This window comes from Rubrimonas sp. (genome assembly GCF_036788415.1).
Lineage (GTDB): Bacteria > Pseudomonadota > Alphaproteobacteria > Rhodobacterales > Rhodobacteraceae > Rubrimonas.
Genome location: NZ_DAIQNN010000029.1, coordinates 17,896 through 36,598, shown reverse-complemented (window position 1 = coordinate 36,598; position 18,703 = coordinate 17,896). Strand labels below are relative to the sequence as shown.

At 71.5% G+C, this 18,703-nt stretch carries 19 protein-coding genes; 9 read left to right on the top strand and 10 right to left on the bottom strand.

Going from position 1 to position 18,703, the window contains the following annotated elements:
• Positions 1 to 683, bottom strand: a 683-nt coding sequence (locus tag V7Q31_RS09180) for a CmpA/NrtA family ABC transporter substrate-binding protein (protein WP_333833415.1), incomplete at its 3' end; no start/stop codon positions are given.
• Between the two features lie 144 nt (positions 684 to 827).
• Between V7Q31_RS09180 and V7Q31_RS09175 the strand changes: the two genes are divergently transcribed.
• Positions 828 to 2,753: a sigma-54 interaction domain-containing protein gene (locus V7Q31_RS09175; protein ID WP_333833414.1), complete on the top strand. Its 1,926-nt coding sequence runs from the start codon at positions 828 to 830 to the stop codon at positions 2,751 to 2,753.
• On the opposite strand, the gene V7Q31_RS09170 is transcribed toward V7Q31_RS09175, so the two are convergent.
• The 6 genes from V7Q31_RS09170 to V7Q31_RS09145 all read right to left on the bottom strand — a co-directional run bounded on the left by V7Q31_RS09170 (position 2,735) and on the right by V7Q31_RS09145 (position 7,405).
• The gene (locus V7Q31_RS09170; protein ID WP_333833412.1) at positions 2,735 to 3,457 is read right to left on the bottom strand and encodes an SIMPL domain-containing protein; all 723 of its coding nucleotides are present in this window, start codon (positions 3,455 to 3,457) and stop codon (positions 2,735 to 2,737) included. The genes V7Q31_RS09175 and V7Q31_RS09170 overlap by 19 nt on opposite strands.
• A 76-nt stretch (positions 3,458 to 3,533) precedes the next feature.
• On the bottom strand, positions 3,534 to 3,989 hold the full coding sequence (gene rnhA / locus V7Q31_RS09165; RefSeq protein WP_333833411.1) for a ribonuclease HI: 456 nt from the start codon (positions 3,987 to 3,989) through the stop codon (positions 3,534 to 3,536).
• Between the two features lie 16 nt (positions 3,990 to 4,005).
• A complete protein-coding gene (gene ispH, locus V7Q31_RS09160; protein WP_333833409.1) occupies positions 4,006 to 4,965 on the bottom strand; it encodes a 4-hydroxy-3-methylbut-2-enyl diphosphate reductase in 960 nt (319 codons plus the stop codon).
• 85 nt (positions 4,966 to 5,050) lie between these two features.
• On the bottom strand, positions 5,051 to 5,689 hold the full coding sequence (locus V7Q31_RS09155) for a uracil-DNA glycosylase (protein WP_333833407.1): 639 nt from the start codon (positions 5,687 to 5,689) through the stop codon (positions 5,051 to 5,053).
• Positions 5,690 to 5,705: 16 nt separating this feature from the next.
• Positions 5,706 to 6,287: a LabA-like NYN domain-containing protein gene (locus V7Q31_RS09150; RefSeq protein WP_333833405.1), complete on the bottom strand. Its 582-nt coding sequence runs from the start codon at positions 6,285 to 6,287 to the stop codon at positions 5,706 to 5,708.
• A 242-nt stretch (positions 6,288 to 6,529) separates the two neighbouring features.
• Positions 6,530 to 7,405 carry a 3-hydroxybutyryl-CoA dehydrogenase gene (locus V7Q31_RS09145; protein ID WP_333833404.1) on the bottom strand — a complete coding sequence of 292 codons (876 nt, stop codon included), beginning with the start codon at positions 7,403 to 7,405 and terminating at the stop codon, positions 6,530 to 6,532.
• 150 nt (positions 7,406 to 7,555) lie between these two features.
• Here V7Q31_RS09145 and lgt point away from each other — a divergent pair, with 150 nt between their 5' ends.
• The 4 genes from lgt (at position 7,556) to V7Q31_RS09125 (ending at position 10,977) form a co-directional block, all read left to right on the top strand.
• Positions 7,556 to 8,443, top strand: a complete 888-nt coding sequence (gene lgt, locus V7Q31_RS09140) for a prolipoprotein diacylglyceryl transferase (protein ID WP_333833403.1) — start codon at positions 7,556 to 7,558, stop codon at positions 8,441 to 8,443.
• Positions 8,440 to 9,522: a class I SAM-dependent methyltransferase gene (locus V7Q31_RS09135; protein WP_333833402.1), complete on the top strand. Its 1,083-nt coding sequence runs from the start codon at positions 8,440 to 8,442 to the stop codon at positions 9,520 to 9,522. The genes lgt and V7Q31_RS09135 overlap by 4 nt, the downstream gene beginning before the upstream one ends.
• Positions 9,519 to 10,292, top strand: a complete 774-nt coding sequence (locus tag V7Q31_RS09130; RefSeq protein ID WP_333833400.1) for a polyphenol oxidase family protein — start codon at positions 9,519 to 9,521, stop codon at positions 10,290 to 10,292. Before V7Q31_RS09135 ends, V7Q31_RS09130 begins: the two co-directional genes overlap by 4 nt.
• A 205-nt stretch (positions 10,293 to 10,497) precedes the next feature.
• A complete protein-coding gene (locus tag V7Q31_RS09125; RefSeq protein WP_333833398.1) occupies positions 10,498 to 10,977 on the top strand; it encodes a hypothetical protein in 480 nt (159 codons plus the stop codon).
• Positions 10,978 to 10,986: 9 nt separating this feature from the next.
• Here the strand turns inward: V7Q31_RS09125 and V7Q31_RS09120 are convergent, their stop codons facing one another.
• Positions 10,987 to 11,673 carry a DnaJ domain-containing protein gene (locus V7Q31_RS09120; protein ID WP_333833396.1) on the bottom strand — a complete coding sequence of 229 codons (687 nt, stop codon included), beginning with the start codon at positions 11,671 to 11,673 and terminating at the stop codon, positions 10,987 to 10,989.
• A 9-nt stretch (positions 11,674 to 11,682) separates the two neighbouring features.
• The gene (locus V7Q31_RS09115; RefSeq protein WP_333833394.1) at positions 11,683 to 12,390 is read right to left on the bottom strand and encodes a VWA domain-containing protein; all 708 of its coding nucleotides are present in this window, start codon (positions 12,388 to 12,390) and stop codon (positions 11,683 to 11,685) included.
• A gap of 111 nt (positions 12,391 to 12,501) precedes the next feature.
• Here V7Q31_RS09115 and V7Q31_RS09110 point away from each other — a divergent pair, with 111 nt between their 5' ends.
• The 3 genes from V7Q31_RS09110 (at position 12,502) to ctrA (ending at position 14,372) form a co-directional block, all read left to right on the top strand.
• Positions 12,502 to 13,116, top strand: coding sequence for an SOUL family heme-binding protein (locus V7Q31_RS09110; protein ID WP_333833393.1), 615 nt, complete (start codon positions 12,502 to 12,504; stop codon positions 13,114 to 13,116).
• A gap of 120 nt (positions 13,117 to 13,236) precedes the next feature.
• Entirely contained in the window at positions 13,237 to 13,506 is a 270-nt protein-coding gene (sciP, locus tag V7Q31_RS09105) for a CtrA inhibitor SciP (protein ID WP_333833392.1), read from the top strand.
• Positions 13,507 to 13,658: 152 nt separating this feature from the next.
• Positions 13,659 to 14,372 (top strand): response regulator transcription factor CtrA, encoded by a 714-nt coding sequence (gene ctrA / locus V7Q31_RS09100; RefSeq protein ID WP_333833391.1) that lies wholly within the window; start codon positions 13,659 to 13,661, stop codon positions 14,370 to 14,372.
• Positions 14,373 to 14,406: 34 nt separating this feature from the next.
• On the opposite strand, the gene V7Q31_RS09095 is transcribed toward ctrA, so the two are convergent.
• Positions 14,407 to 18,036 (bottom strand): hydantoinase B/oxoprolinase family protein, encoded by a 3,630-nt coding sequence (locus tag V7Q31_RS09095; RefSeq protein ID WP_333833389.1) that lies wholly within the window; start codon positions 18,034 to 18,036, stop codon positions 14,407 to 14,409.
• 152 nt (positions 18,037 to 18,188) lie between these two features.
• Here V7Q31_RS09095 and V7Q31_RS09090 point away from each other — a divergent pair, with 152 nt between their 5' ends.
• Positions 18,189 to 18,686, top strand: a complete 498-nt coding sequence (locus tag V7Q31_RS09090) for a GNAT family N-acetyltransferase (RefSeq protein ID WP_333833387.1) — start codon at positions 18,189 to 18,191, stop codon at positions 18,684 to 18,686.
• Positions 18,687 to 18,703 lie beyond the last annotated feature (17 nt).

Here is an 18,703-nt window from a genome sequence, read left to right as displayed (position 1 = left end):
TAGTAGCGCAGCAGGAAGTTGTGCATCGAGTATTCGAAGGGCACGCCGAAGCGGAAGCCCTTCCACTGCTGCGGGTCGCGCTTCTCCTTGTGGTCGTTGTGGAGCACGATGGCCTGGCCGTTGATGTTCTCGACGGCGGGCATGATGAAGGGCATGGCGGTCGAGCCGGCGCCGAGCGTCATCGCGAGCGGCATGGGCGTCAGCATGTGGCTCGCGTCGTATTCGCCGTTGAGCGACTTGTCGCGCGCGATGGCCCAGCCGGCGGTCTTCACCACGTCCACGTCGAGGCCGTAGCGCTCGTAGAAGCCCATCGGCGAGGCCATGATGATCGGCGTCGCGCAGGTGATCGGCACGAAGCCGATGGCGAGCTTGGATTTTTCGAGCGGGCCGAGTTCGGAGACGATGTTCGCCTTGACCTTCTCCAGCGGGATGATCGAGGCGAGCGCGCCGGCGAGCGTCGCGCCGCCGATCCCGCCGAGAAAGGCGCGGCGGCCCATCTCGCTGTGGCCGAACACCGCGCGCACCACGGCGCTCTCGACGGCGCGGGCGAGCATGTCGTCTGCGGCGGAAGGGCCGCTCGCCGTGGCGGCGCGCGACGAGGCGCAGCCGGAGCAGCCGCAGCCGGCGCCATGGGTCAGGTCTGAACGCGGGTCGAACGGATCGCCGAGGCTCTTGACGCTCATGCGGTGAAGTCCTCTCTGCCGGTGTCGGTTTTGCCGGCGGATACGCAAGAGGCGTGCCAGACTGTCGCAGGCTTGCAGTTCAGCGGCTTGACGCGGCGCGGGCGTCATGCAAATGCGTAAATCATGCAAATGCGCAACCCGATCATGCGATATCGTAAACGCGCCCGCGTCCCCGACGCGCTCGCCGGGGGCTTCCCGCAGGCGCTCGCCGCCTCAGCGCCCGGCGCCTGCCTCGTGATCGACCCTGGGCGCGACCTGATCCTCGCCGCCAACGCCCCCGCCACCGCCCTGTTCGACGCGCCCGACCTGACCGGCGCGCGCTTCTCGCGCTTCCACCCCGAATGTCTGGCGGAACTCGCCGTGTTCGCCGAGGAAGTCGCCGAATATGGCTGGGGCTGGACGCGCGCCCTGCGCCCGCGCACCGCCGACGGATCGGCGCTGGAACTCGAATACGAGGGCCGCGCGCTGGAGGCGGGCGAGGCCGTCCTCCTCGCGCTGACCGCCCACGACCTGCGCGAGCGCGCCCGCCGCGACATCGACGCCGAGGCCGACAGCTACGCCCGCGACGGGCTGCTGGCCTGGGAGCGCGCGGCGCGCATGTTCCGCGAGACCGAGCGGGTCAACGAGCTGATCCTGAGCGCCGCGGGTGACGGCATCTACGGCGTCGACGTCGAAGGGCGCACGACTTTCGTCAACCCGGCGGCGGAGCGGATGCTGGGCTGGAGCGCCGCCGACCTGATCGGCCGGCGCATCCACGGCATGGTGCATCACAGCCGCCCCGACGGCAGCCATTACCCCGACCACGAATGCCCGATCTACAACGCCTTCCGCCACGCCAAGGTCAACCGGGTGGATGACGAGTTCTTCTGGCGCAAGGACGGACGGCCGATCCGCGTCGAATACACTTCGACGCCGATCATGGAGCAGGGGGAAGTCGCGGGCGCGGTGATCGTGTTCCGCGACATCACCGAGCGCGTCGAGAACGAGCGGCGGCTGCGCGAGGCGCTGGCCGAAGTGGACCGGCTGAAGGAGAAGCTCGAACAGGAGAACGCCTATCTGCGCGAGGAGATCGGCGCGGCGCGGCCCCATTCCGACATCATCGGCGCTTCGCCCGCCATCCGCCGCATGCTCGACCAGATCGCGCTGGTGGCGCCCACGGACGCGACGGTGCTGATCACCGGCGAGAGCGGATCGGGCAAGGAGCTGGCGGCGGCCGCAGTCCACGCCGAGAGCCCGCGGGCTTCGCGCCCGATGGTGCGCGTCAACTGCGCGGCGATCCCGCAGGACCTGTTCGAGAGCGAGTTCTTCGGCCATGCGAAAGGCGCCTTCACCGGCGCCGTGCGCGACCGGGCGGGCCGCTTCGAGCTGGCCGATGGCGGGACGCTGTTTCTCGACGAAGTCGGCGAGATACCGTTGGCCTTGCAGGGCAAGCTTCTGCGCGTGCTGCAGGAGGGCACGTTCGAGCGCGTCGGCGAGGAGGCGACGCGGCGGGTGGACGCGCGCATCGTCGCCGCGACCAACCGCGACCTCGCGGCGGAAGTCGCGGCGGGGCGGTTCCGCGAGGACCTCTATTTCCGGCTCAACGTCTTCCCCATCGAATGCCTCCCGCTGCGCCAGCGCCGCGAGGACATCCCCTTGCTGGCCGCGCATTTCCTGCGTCTCGCCGCGCGGCGGCTCGCGATCCCCGAACCCGTGCTCACCCGCGCGGCGGCGGCGCAGCTGCAGGCCTATGACTGGCCGGGCAATGCGCGCGAGTTGCAGAACGTGGTCGAGCGCGCGGCGATCCTCGCGCGCGGGGGAAAGCTGAGCTTCGACCTGCCGCTCGGCGCGGTCGGCGCCCGCGAGGCCGGGCCGCGCGAGGCGCCCGCCGCGCGCGTGCTGACCGAAGCCGAGACGCGCGACGCCGAGATCGCCAATCTGCGCGCCGCCCTCGACCTGTCGGGCGGGCGCGTCTCGGGCGCGGGCGGGGCGGCGGAGCGGCTGGGGGTCAAGCCCTCGACGCTCTACAGCCGGTTGCGGCGGCTCGGGCTGGCGCGCGATGGGGCGCCCGCTCAGTCGCGCAGCTGGTAGTCCACGCTCGCCACGATCCGCACCAGCTTGCGCCGCTCATAGGGTTCTGGAAAGCCCTCGTCGCGCGGCAGGATCTGCACCACGCCCTGATTGGCGCGCAGGATCGGCCCGAGCCGCGCCCCGCTGTCGGCGGCGAAGCGCTGGGCGGCGTCGCGCGCGGCCTGCGTCGCCTCGGTGATCATGTCGGGCTTGATCGCGTTCAGCCCGGTGAAGGCGTAGATCGGGCGCGGCGCTTCGGCGTAGTCGTTCTCGCCCAGCGCGACGCCGCTGGTGAGAAGCTCCAGCGTGCGGCCCGATAGCGCCTCGACGGTCGCCACGTCCGACGAGCGGATGCGCAGCGCGCCGACGGCGAAATAGCGGAAGCGGTCCGAGGCGCCCTGCTCGACGATGGTGCGCTCGGCGCGCAGCGCGAAGGGCTCCTCAATCAGATCGGCCTCGGTCAGCCCGCCGCCGAGCGCGAAGGCGCGGACTGCGTCGCGCGCGGCGGTCGCGGCGGCGATGGCCGCGTCGGCGGTCGGGCCGTCGCCGCGGAAGGGCAGCCGCCAAACGGCGACGTCGGCCTCGACGGGCCGCTCGGCGGGCCCCTTGACGCTGACGGCCCGCTCGGGCGCCCGCGCCTCGACCAACGCGTCGCCCGCTAGCGACGCCGCGACCGCGATCCCCAGCCCCACCGCAGCCCCCGCCACGGCGATCATCCTGCTCATCGTTCCGCCTCCCCCGCATGAACGCAGTCCGAGGATGCTGCGCCGCTGCGATGGCGGCAATGCGGCGGGTCCGCCCTCACTTGCGCTTGAACGGCGCCATGCCCTCGCGCGCCAGCGCGTCGGCGCGCTCGTTTTCGGGGTGGCCGGCATGGCCTTTCACCCACTCCCATGTCACGGCATGGCGGGCGGCGGCGGCGTCGAGGCGGCGCCAGAGGTCCTCGTTCTTCACGGGCTTGCGGTCGGCGGTCTTCCAGCCGTTGCGCTTCCAGCCATGGATCCAGCCGGTCACCCCGCCCTTCACATAGGCCGAGTCGGTGACCATGGTGATCTTCGACGGTCGCTCCAGCGCTTCCAGCGCGGCGATGGCGGCCATCAGCTCCATGCGGTTGTTGGTGGTGGCGGCCTCGCCGCCGGAGAGCGCCCGCTCGCGCAGCACGTCCTCGCCCTCGCGCGCCTGCAACAGCGCACCCCAGCCGCCAGGGCCCGGGTTGCCCGAGCAGGCGCCGTCGGTGAAGGCGTAGAGGGCGGGCATCGCGGGCGGCCTGCGGTCAGGCTGCTTCCTCGGCCTCGCGCAGGGCTTTGGGGATCTTGAACTCGATGCGCTCGACCGCCGTCTCGACCAGCTCCACCGTCACGTCGAAACAGTCGCGCAGCGCGTCGATCACTTCGTTCACCAGCGCCTCCGGCGCGCTGGCGCCGGCGGTCAGCCCGACATCGCGCGCGCCCTCCAGCGCCGCCCAGTCGATGTCGCCCGCGCGCTGGACCAGCTGCGCGTTCGGGCAGCCGCCCGTGCGGCCCACTTCCACGAGCCGCAGCGAGTTGGAGGAGTTCGGCGCGCCGATCACGATCAGCGCGTCGATCTTCGGCGCGATCGCCTTGACGGCGGCCTGCCGGTTGGTGGTCGCGTAGCAGATGTCCTCGCGCGCGGGGCCTTCGATGCCGGGGAAGCGCGCCTGCAGCGCCGCGACGATCTCCGCCGTGTCGTCCACCGACAGCGTGGTCTGGGTGACATAGGCGAGGCGGTCGGGGTCTGCGACCTGAAGCGTCGCCACGTCCTCGACGGTCTCGATCAGCAGCACGGCGCCCTCGGGCGCCTGACCCATCGTGCCCACGGTCTCCGGGTGGCCCGCATGGCCGATCATGATCAGCTGGCGGCCCTGCTCGTGATGGCGCTGGGTCTCGAGATGGACCTTGGTGACCAGCGGGCAGGTCGCGTCAACCGCGATCATGTTGCGGCGCGCGGCCTCCTCGGGCACGGATTTCGGCACGCCATGCGCGGAGAAGATCACCGGGCGGTCGTTGGGGCATTCGTCGAGCTCCTCGACGAACACGGCCCCCTTGGCGCGCAGACCGTCCACGACATAGCGGTTGTGCACGATCTCGTGGCGCACATAGACCGGCGCGCCCCATTTCTTCAGCGCCAGCTCCACGATCTTGATCGCGCGGTCGACGCCGGCGCAGAAGCCGCGCGGCGCGGCGAGGTGGAGCGTGAGCGGCGGCTTGGTCATGGCGTCTCTCCGTCGGGCGACGCGCCTTAGATACGCGCGCGCGGCCCCGCCGTCACCCCCGCGCGGCGACGCAGCGCGCGCCCCTTCAGCCGAGGCGTCGGCGGGCCTCGGCGAAGACGGCGTCGAACATCGGCTCTGTCAGCCGCCCGGTGTTGGTGTTGTACCGCGAGCAATGGTAGCTCGCGCAGAGCGTGACGGCCCCAACCTGCGCCACTGCGCCATGACCGAAGGGCGCGGCGGCGAGCCGCCCGCCCAGCGCGCGCACCACGCTGTCATGGGCGATCTTGCCGAGCGTGACGATCACGCGGACTGTCGGGGTCGCGGCGATGCGCGCGGCGAGGAAGCGGCGGCAGGTCGCGATCTCCGGACCCGTCGGCTTGTTCTCGGGCGGCACGCAGCGCACGGCGTTGGTCACCAGGCAGTCGGTCAGAACCAGCGCGTCGTCGGGTCGCGCGTCGAAGGCGTCGTTTGCGAAGCCGTGGCGGGCGAGCGTCCCATAGAGCAGAGCGCCGGCGAAATCGCCGGTGAACGGGCGGCCCGTGCGGTTGGCGCCGCGCAGGCCGGGGGCGAGACCGACCACCATGAGCCGCGCTTTCGGATCGCCGAAGGAGGGGACGGCGCCGTTGAACCAGCCGGGCTCGCGCGCCGCAGCCGCGTCGCGGAAAGCGGCGAGGCGAGGACAGAGGCGGCAGTCTTGCGGCGCCTCTGCGCAGTCGGGCGCCATGGCCTTCGACCCGCGCTCAGGCGGCGTCGGTGTTCTCTTCGGTCTCGGCGGCTTCGTCGCGCCGCGGCGGGCGCGGCGGGCGGCCGATCACTTCCTTGAGCTCCTCGAGCTCGATGAAATTGTCGGCCTGCCGGCGCAACTCGTCGGCGATCATCGGCGGGGAGGAGCGGATGGTGGACACCACCGAGACGCGCACGCCCTTGCGTTGCACGCCCTCGACCAGCGGTCGGAAATCGCCGTCGCCCGAGAACAAGACCATGTGATCGATGCGCTCGGCCATCTCCATCGCGTGGACGGCGAGCTCGATGTCCATGTTGCCCTTCACCTTGCGCCGGCCCATCGAGTCCGTGAATTCCTTCGCGGGCTTGGTGACCATGGTGAAGCCATTGTAGTCGAGCCAGTCGACCAGCGGACGGATCGGCGAATACTCCTGATCGTCGAGCAGCGCCGTATAGTAGAAGGCGCGTACGAGCTTGCCACGGCGCACGAACTCCGAGCGCAGCAACTTGTAGTCGATATCGAAGCCAAGCGCACGGGCGGCGGCGTAGAGATTGGAGCCGTCAATAAAAAGCGCCAGACGTTCGTCTCGATAGAACATTTCAACCTCGGATTCGGATCGGGCGCAAGGCGAGCGCGCGTCGCTCAAGCCGTCGCCCGGTTCCTTATTTTCCACTTTCATCGCGATTGCGCAACACCGCGGCACAAAAAAACTTGGCGCGGCGAATCCGGCAGCGTTCGAACTTGTCGGTCATCTGCGCCGGGATGCAGCGCAACATCGTTGCGTCAGCGAACCAACATGACGATTACACGGCGAAAACTTGGCGAATTGAGGCGGACCGGTCACCGCGTCGGAACGGGCGTCTCGCCGCGATAATCGTAGAACCCGCGCTGCGTCTTGCGGCCGAGCCAGCCGGCTTCGACATATTTCACCAGCAGCGGGCACGGCCGATACTTGGTGTCGGCGAGCCCGTCATGCAGCACATGCATGACCGACAGGCACGTGTCGAGCCCGATGAAATCCGCGAGCTGGAGCGGCCCCATCGGGTGGTTCGCGCCGAGCCGCATCGCCGTGTCGATGGCCTCGACCGTGCCGACGCCCTCGTAGAGCGTGTAGATCGCCTCGTTGATCATTGGCAGCAGGATGCGGTTGACGATGAAGGCGGGGAAATCCTCGGCGCTCGCAGACGTCTTTCCGAGGCGCTCGACGACGTCGCGCAGGGTCGCGAAGGTGTCCTCGTCGGTGGCGATCCCGCGGATCAGCTCGACGAGCGGCATCAGCGGCACGGGGTTCATGAAGTGGAAGCCCATGAACTTCTCGGGCCGGTCGGTCGCCGAGGCGAGCCGGGTGATCGAGATCGAGGAGGTGTTGGAGGTGAGCAGCGCGTCGGCGGACAGATGCGGCGTGACGCCTTCGAATATCTTGCGCTTTACCGCCTCGTTCTCGGTGGCGGATTCGATCACAAGCTGGCAATCGGCCATGGCCGAGAGCTCCGACGCCGTGCGGATGCGCCCGAGGGCCGCCCGCATGTCGGCCTCGGCGACCTGCCCCTTCGCCTGCTGGCGGCCCATGTTGCGCTCGATCCGCGCCAGCGCCTCGGCGAGCGCCTCGTCGGAGATGTCGTTGAGGACGACCTCGAAGCCGGCGAGCGCGAAGACATGCGCGATCCCCGACCCCATCTGACCTGCGCCGATCACGCCGACTGTACTGATCTGCATCCGAGTTTCCCTTCGGCCGGCGCGGCCCCGTGTTGCGCTGCGGCGCAGCCTATGCGCCGCGTTCCGTCGCGGCAAGCGCGGCGGGCGCGGGTTGACCGGCGGGGCGCGTCGCGGGAGAGAAGGCGCGACCCAGCGCACCGGAGCCTCGCGATGCTCGTCCTGCCCTTCCCCGCGATCGACCCGGCGATCTTCACCGTCGATCTGGGCGTCGCGCAGTTTTCGCTTCGCTGGTACGCGCTGGCCTATATCGCAGGGCTCGCGCTCGGCTGGCGGCTCGTCGTGCTGCTGATGCGCCGCCCGCTTCTCTGGCCGGGCGACCGTGCGCCGATGACGCCGCAAGCGCCGGAGGAGCTGCTCACCTGGATGGCGGTCGGGGTGATCCTCGGCGGCCGGCTGGGATTCGTGGCCTTCTACCAGCCGCTCTACTACCTGTCCCATCCGCTGGAGATCCTCGCGATCTGGAGCGGCGGGATGAGCTTTCACGGCGGGTTCGCCGGGGTGATCCTCGCGGTGATCCTCTGGAGCCGGCGCAACGGCGCGCCGCTGTGGCAAGTCGCCGACGCGGTTGCGCTGGCGGCGCCGACGGGGCTGCTGTTCGGGCGTCTCGCCAATTTCGTCAATGGCGAGCTCTGGGGCCGGCCGACCGGCGTTCCCTGGGCCATGGTCTTCCCCGACCCGCGCGCCGGCGGCGTTCCGCGCCACCCCAGCCAACTCTACGAGGCGGCGCTGGAAGGGGCGCTGCTCGGCGCCGTGATGTGGTGGCTCGCGCTGCGGCGCGGCTGGCTGAAGACGCCCGGCGCGCTGGCGGGCGTGTTCTTTCTGGGCTACGGCCTCGCGCGCACGCTCGTCGAGAATTATCGCCAGGGCGACGCGCAGTTCATCTCGCCGGACAATCCCAACGGCCAGTACTGGCGCTTCGGCGCAGGGCCGGACGCGTTGGGGCTGACGATGGGCCAGATTCTCAGCCTGCCGATGGTGGCGATCGGCATCGCGCTGCTCGTCTGGGCGCGGCGGCGGGCGGCCCGGGCGGCGGCGTGAGCGCGCTCGCCGCGCTGATCCGCGCGGAGATCGCCGCGGACGGGCCGATGAGCGTGGCGCGCTTCATGGCGCTCTGCCTCGGCCATCCCGCGCACGGCTACTACATGCGGCGCGACCCGTTCGGCGCGTCGGGCGATTTCGTCACGGCGCCGGAGATCAGCCAGATGTTCGGCGAGTTGCTGGGGCTGTGGGTCGCGCAGGTCTGGCGCGACATGGGCGCGCCGCGGCGGGCCGTTCTCGCGGAGCTCGGCCCGGGGCGGGGGACGCTGGCGGCCGATGCGCTGCGGGCGATCCGGGCGGCGGCGCCCGACTGCGCAGCGGCGCTGGAGCTCTGGCTGGTCGAGACGAGCCCCGCCCTTCGCGCGGCGCAGTCGGCGCGGCTTCCGCAGGCGCGCCATGCGGAGCGTCTGGCGGAAGTCCCCGACGCGCCGCTTCTGCTGATGGCCAACGAATTCTTCGACGCGCTGCCGATCCGGCAGTTTCGGCGCGCCGGCGGCGCATGGCGCGAGCGGATGGTCGCGGCGCAGGGCGACCGGCTGGTCTGGGCGCTCGGCGCGCCGCAGGCGGCGGGACTCCCGGCGGAGGCCCCTGAGGGCGCGGTGCTGGAGACGCGCCCCGCAGGCGCGGCGGTCGCCTCGGAGATCGGCGCGCGGCTGGCGGAGCGGGGGGGCGCGGCGCTGATCGTCGATTACGGGGCGGCGGCGGCGCCGACCGGAGGCGGCGACACCTTGCAGGCGGTCGCGCGGCACCGGGCCGTCGATCCGCTCGCGTCGCCGGGAGAGGCAGATCTGACGGCTCATGTCGATTTCGGCGCGCTGGCGGCGGCGCTGGGCGCGGCCGGGGCGACTGTGCGGGGGCTCATTTCGCAGGGCGCGTTTCTGGAGGCGCTCGGCATAGGCGCGCGCGCGCAGGCGCTGGCGCGGGCGCGGCCCGATCGGGCCGGCGACGTCGCGCAGGCGCGGCGGCGCTTGACCGATCCGGCGCAGATGGGGACGCTGTTCAAGGTTCTGGCCGCGACCGGACCGGGACAGCCTGCGCCGCCCGGCTTCGCGACGGCGCCAGCGGGAGAGACGCCATGAGCCTCGCGCCGATCCGCTCGGCCCTGCTGGCCAATGCGCCGCATGGCTTCTTCACCCGCGAAGGCGGCGTGTCGCAGGGGCTCTATGACGGGCTGAATTGCGGGCCGGGCTCGGGCGACGATCCGGCGGCGGTGGCTGAGAACCGGCGGCGCGTGGCGGATGCGCTCGGCGTGGCGGAGACGCATCTGCTGACCGCGCATCAGGTCCACAGCGCCCGGGCGGCGCGCGCAGACGCGCCCTTCGAGGGCGCGCGCCCTCAAGTCGACGCGCTGGTGACGGTTTCGGGCGAGGTGGCGGTCGGCGCGCTCTCGGCGGATTGCGCGCCGGTGCTGTTGCTGGACGCGGGCGCGGGAGTTGCGGCGGCGGCGCATGCCGGCTGGCGCGGCGCGCTCGACGGCGTGCTCGACGCGGCGGTCGCCGCGATGGTGGCGGCGGGAGCGCGGCGGAGCCGCGTCGTCGCCGCGATCGGACCCTGCATCAGCCAGCGCGCCTATGAAGTCGGCCCGGAATTCGTGGAGCGGTTTCTCGACGAGGACCGCGCCTTCGGGCGGTTCTTCGCCGCCGGGGATGGAGACCGCGCGCAATTCGACCTGCCGGGCTTCTGCCTCGACCGCCTGCGCGCGGCGGGGCTGGCCCGGGCGGAATGGGTGGGAGCCTGCACCGCCTCCGAGCCCGAGCGCTTTTTCAGCTGGCGACGCGCCAGCCAGGCAGGCGCGCGCGATTACGGGCGGCTGATCGCGGCGATCCGCCCTCCGGCGCGCCGCGCCTGAGAAGGCTTCGCGCGGGGCGCAATCGGGACCCGGGCGCCTGTCTCGGAGGAGTCCCGACCAATCCCGACTCTGGCTGTCGAAAAACCTACGGTTAATTGACGTTTTTGTGTCATCCTGACGGCTCGATGTGACGTTTCGAGGCCAGAAGGAACCGAAAATGCCATGTTGGTATAGACTTATCCTGCGCCGATCCGCACTTGCCGCGATGCTCGCAGGGAGCCTCGCCGCAGCGCCCGCACGCGCCGCGCCGCCCGAAGCCGGAACCGACATCGCTTTCGCCATGACCTGTCGGCAATACGACAACCGGGCGCGCTTCGAGTCGCGCGAGGAGCCGGTCGCGCTTGTCGCTGCGCTGGCGGACGCCTGCGCCGAGGCGCGCGCGACGCTGGCGCGGCCGGCGACGCCCGAGCCGGCCCGCGAGGCGGCGCGGGCATTCCTGCTGCGCCTCGACGCGGCGCGCGCAGAGATCGGGAGAATCAACTCCGCGCGCACGCGCGTCGCCTTCGCCGCGCGCGAGGCCGCGCTCGGCGCGCCCCGGGCGCGGATCATTCACATGGGAGAGATGGTCGGCGTGGTCTCGCCGACCGGCGAATATCTGATCCTGCGGCTCGGCGGGACGCTGGCCGCACTCGAGGCCTGGGTCGCGGAAGGCGCGCGATTCCCCGGCTCGGACGCGTTCCGCTGAGGTGCGGCGTCAGCCCAGAAGCGCTGTCTTGGCGGCGTTGATCTCGGCGGCGAGCGCCGCCGAGCCGCCTTGGTCGGGGTGGACCTTCTTCATCAGGCGGCGGTGCGCGGCGCGGATCGCCGCCGCGTCGGCCCCCGGCGCGAGGCCGAGGATCTCGTAGGCGCGGGCGCGGGTCATCTGGAGGTCCGGGGAGGGCGGGTCGGCGCGCGACGCCTCCGGGCCGGCGTCCGCCTCCCGCCAGTCGGGATGGGCGCGGTCGAGCCAGGCGCACAGAAGGGTCAGGCTCTGCGCGTCGTCCTGCTCGATGGCGGCGGCCAGCGTCAGCGCCTCGGCGAGGCTCAGCGAGGACAGCTTTCGACCGGCGAAGGGGCCGCCGAGGACCTCTCCCTCCATCTCGCCCGTCGCGTGATCGAGCCGCATCGCGAGCATCCGGCTGCGCACTTCGGAGGCGCCGCCCGACCGCGCCCAGCCGTCGCCGTCGCCGGCTCGGACCGCCCGCTCGCGCGCCAGCAGCGCGGCGCCCGCCATCGCAAGCGCCGCCGCAAGGCCGAGCTGGCGCGCGAGCAGCAGCAGCGCCGCCGCCGCCAGCGCCCCGCCGCCGATCACGCGCTGCGCCCGGATGCCGCCCCGCAGGGCGGCGCGCAGCGTCGCCGCCAGGACGATCCCGAGCAGCAGGGCGAAGGCGAAGGAGGCCATGCGCCGGCCTCAGCGCAGATCGGCGAGCAGGCGGGCGGCGGCACTCCCGCCCTGCGCTTCGAGCGCGCGGCGCCCCCCCGCCGCATAGGCCGCGACCGCGCCCAACAGCGCCCGCAGCTCCGCCGCCGCACGGGCGTCGAAGGGCAGATAGGCCCCGCCGGTCAGACGGGCGATCTCGCGAAAGGCCCGCGCCGCCGCGGCGTCGGCCCCTTCGTGGAACATGAACGCCTTGACGCCCAGCAGGCCGAGTTCGCCCGCCGTCGCGCAGAGCGCGTCCACATCCTCCTCCATGCAGTCGCCGACATAGGCGAGCGCCGCGACCGGGCGGGCCTCGGCCTCGCGGCGGACATGCGCGAGGACCTTGGCGATCTGGGTGCGCCCGCCCCGGCAGTCGATCCGCCCCATCAGCCCGCCAAGCGCGCGCGCGTCGCCGACCCAGCGCGAGGCGCGGGTTTCGGAGAGACCGCGGAAATAGACCAGCTGAACCGCCAGCCCGCCCACCGAGGCGGCGGCGTCGAACATCGCGCCCTGCAGCGAACAGGCGAGGTCCCAGGTCGGCTGCCGGCTCATCGTCGCGTCGAGCGCGAAGACCAGCCGCCCGGACGCAGCCGTCGGAGGCGGTGCGATCGCGGCGGCGCGGCGCAGGAACGCGTCGATCTCGGCTGCGTTCGCGGCGGGCGCGGTCGGCGCGGGGCTCTGATCGGTCTTGCGGCGCATCTGCGTCTCCCTCGCCTGATTAAGTGCGCCCTCGCCGCGCGCAGGCAAGAGGGGCCTCGCCCTGAGCGCGCGGACCGCTATCTGTCGACTGGTGGTCGGGAGTGCGGACGGATGAGGCGGATCGTGGTGGTTCTGGCGGCGGCGTTGGGCGGCGTTGCGGCGCTCGCGGCGGGGGCGTGGCTCTATGTGACGCTCACAATCGAAACCCCCGCCTATCGCGTCGTCGCCTCCGATGGCGCGCGCGAGCTGCGCGACTATCCCGCGATGGTGCTGGCTGAGACCCGCACGCAGGGCCCTCGGCGCGCGGCGCTGGGCGACGGGTTCCGACCGCTTGCACGGTACATCTTCGCCTCCGAGCGCGAGGGGCAGAAGATCGCCATGACGGCGCCTGTGGTGCAGACTGGCGGGCCGGAGGGCTGGACGGTCGGTTTCGTGATGCCGTCGGAACATGAGCTGAACTCCCTGCCGTCGCCGGGCCCCGCGCCGGTGTCGCTTCGCGAAGCGCCGCCCGCCCGGATGGCCGCCCTGCGCTTCTCGGGCGTCGCCACCGACGCGGCGCTGGCCGAACGCGAGGCCGAGTTGCGCGGCTGGATGGCGGCGAAGGGTCTCGCGCCTTCCGGGCCGCCGATCTTCGCCTATTACAACGATCCATGGACGCCCGGCCCGCTGCGCCGCAACGAAGTTCTGATCCCGGTCGGCGCGCCCGCCTCCGCCGCGTCCGGCTGATCCGCCGTCTCCGGCGCGGTCCGCGAGGAGCCGCGCGCGCCGTCCCCTGTTCATCGCATCTTAAACGGCCCGCGCGACGCTCCCGCAGTGGGTGAAGTTGCTTGCCGCGTGGAGTGTCACATGCGTATCCCAGAAGAGGCGCCCGTCATGGCGCGCAGTCGCGGTCGAATGACCTTGTCCGATCTCCCGCCCTGCGACACCAAGCGCTGGGTCGCCAGCCGCAAGGCCGCCGTCGTGGCGGCCGTCCAGCAGAAGCTCATCTCCAGCGAGGACGCCTGCGCGCGCTACGGGCTGACGCTCGAAGAGCTTGAAAGCTGGCGCGCCGCGCTGCACGAACATGGCGTCGGCGCGCTCCGCGCGACGCGCATCCAGCTCTACCGGTCGAACTGATCGACCGGGCGGACCTGAGCGCGCCGTCCAAACCGGGCTTGCAACCCTGGCGTGCAACAAGGTCGCATCTTCGCCATTAACGGTAAGTTTTCGTTTACCACCGGGGTGCTATCGTGTCTCATGTGTTGGAGACATAGCCCCGGGGGAACCCCATGCGCGTTCTGCTGATCGAGGACGATCCGTCGACCGCCCGCAGCATCGAGACGATGCTGCGCAAGGCGAATTTTAACGTCTATGCGACGGACCTCGGGGAAGAAGGCCTCGATCTCGCGAAGCTTTACGATTACGACCTGATCATACTCGATCTCAACTTGCCCGACATGCCCGGCTACGAAGTGCTGCGCAAGCTTCGTCTGGGCAAGATCGACACGCCGACGCTGATTCTCTCCGGTCTCGACGGCGCCGACGACAAGATCAAGGGTTTCGGTTTCGGCGCGGACGACTATCTCACAAAGCCGTTCAACCGCGACGAGCTGATCGCGCGCATCCACGCCATCGTGCGCCGCTCGAAGGGGCATGCGCAGTCGGTGATCCAGACCGGGGAAATTCGGGTCAATCTCGACGCCAAGACCGTCGAAGTGCGCGGCCAACCGGTGCATCTGACCGGCAAGGAATATCAGATGCTCGAACTGCTCTCCCTGCGCAAGGGAACCACGCTCACCAAGGAGATGTTCCTCAACCATCTCTACGGCGGCATGGACGAGCCGGAGCTCAAAATCATCGACGTCTTCATCTGCAAGCTGCGCAAGAAGCTCAGCCAGGCCACCGGCGGCGAGAACCACATCGAGACGGTGTGGGGCCGCGGCTATGTTCTGCGCGAGCCGCAGCCGGCGACGGTCGAACAGCGCCGCGCCGCAGCCGGATGACCGCAGCCGGATGACCGCAGCCGGATGACCCCGATCACGACCGCGGCGTGAACCCGCCGCCCCCCGGCGTCTCGAGCAGCCAGACATCGCCCGCCGCCATCTCGACCCGGTCCGCCGGGGCGAGCGGTTCGCGCTTTCCGTCGCTGCGAATCACCGTGCCGCGCCCCGGCGCGCCGGCGCCCCCCGCCTCGAGCCCCGGCGGCGGGGTCAGCCGGTGCCCCGACAGGATCGCGAGCGTCATCGGTTCCAGGAAGCGCATGCGCCGGCGCACGCCGTCGCCGCCGCGCCAGCGCCCTTCGCCGCCCGAATCGGCCCGGATCGCGAACTCCTCCAGCACGACCGGATAGCGCCATTCCAGCACTTCGGGATCGGTCAACCGCGAATTGGTCATGTGCGTGTGCACGCCCGAACAGCCGGGATGGCCGGTCCCATCCGCGCGCCGCCCGGCCCCCGAACCGCCGCAGACCGTCTCGTAGTACTGCCGGGTCGCATCGCCCCAGGTGGTGTTGTTCATCGTGCCCTGCGCCGCCGCCTGCACGCCCAGCGCCAGCAGCAGCGCGTTGGTCACCGCCTGACTTGTCTCGACATTGCCTGCGATGACCGCCGCAGGGTAGCGCGGCGACAGCATCGAGCCTTCGGGCAGGATCACCCGCAGCGGCTTCATCACCCCCTCGTTCATCGGGATCGCGTCGTCCACCAGCAGGCGGAAGACGTAGAGGACCGCGGCGCGCGTCACCGGCTCGGGGGCGTTGTAGTTGGTCGCGAGTTGGGCCGTGGTGCCGGTGAAATCGACCGTCGCCGCGCCCGCCTCGCGGTCCACGCGGATGCTCACGCAGATGCGCCGCGCCTCGCCGTCATAGGAGGGGTCCATGTCGTAGACGCAGGAGGCGTCCGACAGCGCGCCGATCGCGCGGCGCACGCAGGCCTCGGCGTTGTTCTGCACATGCGCCATGTAGGCGCGGACCGTCTCCATCCCGAAATGGCCGACCATCTTGCGCAGCTCGCGCGCGCCCTTCTCGCAGGCGGCGATCTGGGCGCGCAGATCGGCGATGTTGACGTCTGGATTTCGGGCGGGAAAGGGCGCGGAGGTCAGCAGGGCGCGCAGTTCGGACTCGCGGAAGCGGCCTTGCTCGACGAGGCGGAAATTGTCGATGAGCACCCCCTCCTCCTCGACGCGCCGGCTGTCGGGCGGCATCGAGCCCGGCGTCAGCCCGCCGATGTCGGTGTGGTGGCCGCGCGCGGCGGTGAAGAACAGGGGCTTGCGCCCTTCATGGTCCCAGACCGGAGCGACCACGGTGACGTCGGGCAGATGCGTGCCGCCATTGTAGGGGGCGTTGAGCGCGAAGACGTCGCCGGGATGCATGTCGGGGTTCTGCGCGATCACCGCGCGCACCGAGGCCGCCATGGAGCCCAGATGCACCGGCATGTGCGGCGCGTTCGCCACCAGCGCCCCGGTCGCGTCGAAGACCGCGCAGGAGAAGTCCAGCCGCTCCTTGATGGTGATCGAGACGGCGGTGTTCTCGAGCACCGCCCCCATCTGCTCGGCGATCGACATGTAGAGGTTGTTGAACACCTCGAGCAGCACCGGATCGGCCTGCCCGCGCCGCGCGCGGCGGTCGGCGCGGCGCTCGACGCGGCGCATCACGACATGGTCGCGCGCGCTCATCTCGGCCCGCCAGCCCGGCGCGACGAGGATCGCGGTGTGCGGCTCGACCAGCACGGCGGGTCCGCTGAGCCGGTCGCCGGGGCGCATCGCCGCGCGCAGAACGAACCGCGCGTCGGTCCAGCCGCCCTCGATGTGGAGCGGCGCGACGAGCGCCGTCTCGACTTCCGCCTCGGGGCGCTCGGCGAGGGGGCGCTCGGGCTCGGCGAGGTCGGCGGCCGCGCCGACCGCTTCGGCCGAGACCGCCTCGATCACGAGAGCCGCCGCCGCGTCGGGCGCGAAGCCGAAACGGGCGCGATGGGCCGCGGCGAAAGCGTCTCGCATCGCCGCGGCCCCGGCCTCCGTCACAGGGAGCGCCGTGTCGGTCCCGGCGAGTTTCAGCAGCAGCGCGCGGGTCGCCGCAATCGCCTCCGGGGCGACGCCCTGCGCCGACACCTCCGCCCGCGCCTGCGCCTCCAGCGCGTCGAGCGCCGCGCGCGCCTGCGCCAGCCCATCGGCGTCGAACGCCGTCTCGACCGCCTGCTGGCGGCTCGCGCGGATTTCGGCGAGCCCCATCCCGTAGGCCGAGAGCAGCGAGGCCATCGGATGGATCAGGCAGGTCTCCATCCCCAGCGCGTCGGCGACCGCGCAGGCGAATTGCGCCCCGGCGCCGCCGAACACGGTCAGGCAGTATTCGGTGACGTCGTGCCCGCGCTGCACCGAGATGGTCTTGATCGCATTGGCCATCTGCTCGGCGGCGATGCGGAGATAGCCTTCGGCGACCTGTTCGGGGCTGAGCCCGATCTCGGCGGAGCGGGCGGCGAAGGCGGCGCGGGCGGCCTCGGCGTCCAGCGACCGGTCGCCGTCGGGTCCGAAGATCGCGGGGAAGAATTCGGGCCGCAGCCGACCGGTGACGACATTGGCGTCGGTGAGAGCGAGCGGGCCGCCGCGTCCGTAGCAGGCGGGGCCGGGATCGGCGCCGGCGCTGGCGGGACCGACGCGCATCCGCGCCCCATCCCACAGCAGCAGCGACCCGCCGCCGGCGGCGACCGTGTGAATGTGCATCATCGGCGCGCGCATCCGCACACCCGCGACCTCCGTGTGCAGCACCCGCTCGAATTCGCCCGCATAGTGGCAGACGTCGGTGGAGGTGCCGCCCATGTCGAAGCCGATCATCTGGTCGAAGCCCGCGATCTGCGACACGCGCGCGGCCCCCACCACGCCGCCCGCGGGCCCCGACAGGATCGCGTCCTTACCCTGGAAGAGCCGCGCGTCGGTCAGCCCGCCGGCGGACTGCATGAACATCAGCTTGCCCGTCGCGTCGCCCTCGAAGGCGCTCGCGACGCGATCGACGTAGCGGCGCAGGATCGGCGAGAGATAGGCGTCGACCACGGTGGTGTCGCCGCGCCCGACCATCTTCATCAGCGGCGAGACCTCGTGGCTGACCGAGACCTGCGCGAATCCCGCCTCCCGCGCCAGCGCCGCGGCGCGCTTCTCATGCGCCGAATGCCGCCAGCCATGGATGAACAGGATCGCGACACTGTCGAAGCCGGCTGCGCGCGCCGCCTGAAGCTCGGCGCGCAGGGCCGCCTCGTCGAGCGGGCGCTCGACCGTCCCGTCCGCGCGCACGCGCTCGTCCGCTTCGATCACGCGCGTGTGGAGGAGTTCCGGCAGGACGATCTCGCGGTCGAAGAGGCGCGGGCGGTTCTGGTAGGCCAGCCGCAGTTGGTCGGCGAGGCCGCGCGTCGTGACCAGCACGGTAGGCTCGCCCTTGCGTTCCAGCAGCGCGTTGGTGGCGACGGTGGTGCCCATCTTGACGGCGTTCACCCGCGCGCTGGGGATCGCGGCGTCATGCGCGAGGCCGAGAAAGTCGCGGATGCCCTGAAGCGCCGCGTCCGAATAGCGTTCGGGGTTCTCCGAGAGCAGCTTTGCGGTGTGGAGACGCCCCTCGGGGTCGCGGGCGACGATGTCGGTGAAGGTGCCGCCGCGGTCGATCCAGAAGTCCCACGCGCCTGCGCTCATGCCCGTTCCCTCCTGTTCGCCCATAGAGGTTTACGCGGGCGCGGCGGCGGCGGAAATGGCGCCTTGATCGTGCGCATGGACGCGCGCGCGCCCCCGGCGCGATCTACGGCGCGATCTGCGCGCGATCTGCGGCGCGCGAACGGGGGCCCGCCATGGACGACATCGCGATCCGCGACGCGCAGCCGCGCGACCTGCCGCAGGTCGCGGCGATCCTGAACGCGGAGATCCTCGCCGGAACGGCCTCGTGGGCGCTGACCCCGCAGGACGACGCGCAGGTGGCGGACTGGTTCGAGACCCGCCGCGCCGCCGGCTATCCGGTGCTCGCGGCGGAGCGGGCGGGCGCGCTCGCGGGCTATGGCGCGCTCGGGCCGTTCCGCCCCTACGGCGCCTATCGACACACGGCGGAGCTGTCGCTCTACGTCGCCGAACCGCATCGGAGGCGCAATGTGGGGGGCGCGATCCTGACGGCGCTAGAGGCGCGGGCGCGGCTGCATGCGGTCCATGCGCTGGTCGCCGCCATCGGCTCCGAGAACGACGCCTCCATCGCCCTGCATGGCCGGCACGGCTTCGCCGAGATCGGGCGGATGCCGCAGGTCGGGCGCAAGTTCGGGCGCTGGCTCGATCTGGTGCTGATGCAGAAACTCCTTTAGGCTCAAGCGGGTCGGGG